This window comes from Plantactinospora solaniradicis (assembly GCF_042658085.1).
Taxonomy (GTDB): Bacteria; Actinomycetota; Actinomycetes; order Mycobacteriales; family Micromonosporaceae; genus Plantactinospora; species Plantactinospora solaniradicis.
This window is the reverse complement of sequence record NZ_JBHSPR010000151.1, coordinates 1-543: the sequence shown is the minus strand read 5'-3', so window position 1 is coordinate 543 and position 543 is coordinate 1. Positions and strand designations below refer to the sequence as shown.

The 543-nt window shown below is 70.5% G+C and carries 1 protein-coding gene; it reads left to right on the top strand.

Annotated elements, in window-relative coordinates:
* Positions 1 to 543: AMP-binding protein (locus tag ACFP2T_RS47985; protein WP_377434805.1), on the top strand; the 543-nt coding region annotated here is incomplete at both ends.

Sequence of the window (543 nt, the reverse complement as noted above, 5' to 3'; positions counted from 1 at the left end):
GATCGGGTCGCGGGCGAACCGGTTGGCGCGGTACCTGCGGTCGGTGGGTGTGGGTCCGGAGTCGGTGGTCGGGTTGGCGGTGGACCGTGGGGTCGATTTCGTGGTGGGAGTGCTGGCGACCTGGCGGGCCGGGGGTGCCTATGTGACGTTGGACGCTGGTGTGCCGGCGCAGCGTTCGGCGTTCATGCTGGCCGAAAGTGGCGTGTCGGTCCTGGTCGGGTCCACCGATGTGGTGGGGGACCTGCCGGTGGGCCGGTTGCGGACGGTGTTGCTGGACGATCCGTTGGTCGAGGCGGTGCTGGCCGGTCTGCCGGACACGCCGCCACGGGTACCGGCCCCGGTGGATCGGGTGGCGTACGTGATGTTCACCTCCGGCTCCACCGGTCAGCCGAAGGCGGTCCAGGTCACCCACCGCGGCCTGGTCAACTATCTGTCGGGTGCGCCGGCCCGGTTGGGTATCGGCGCGCCGGGCGCGTCGTACGCGCTGCTGCAGCCGCCGACCACGGACTTCGGGAACACGGTGTTGTTCACCGCGTTGACCAC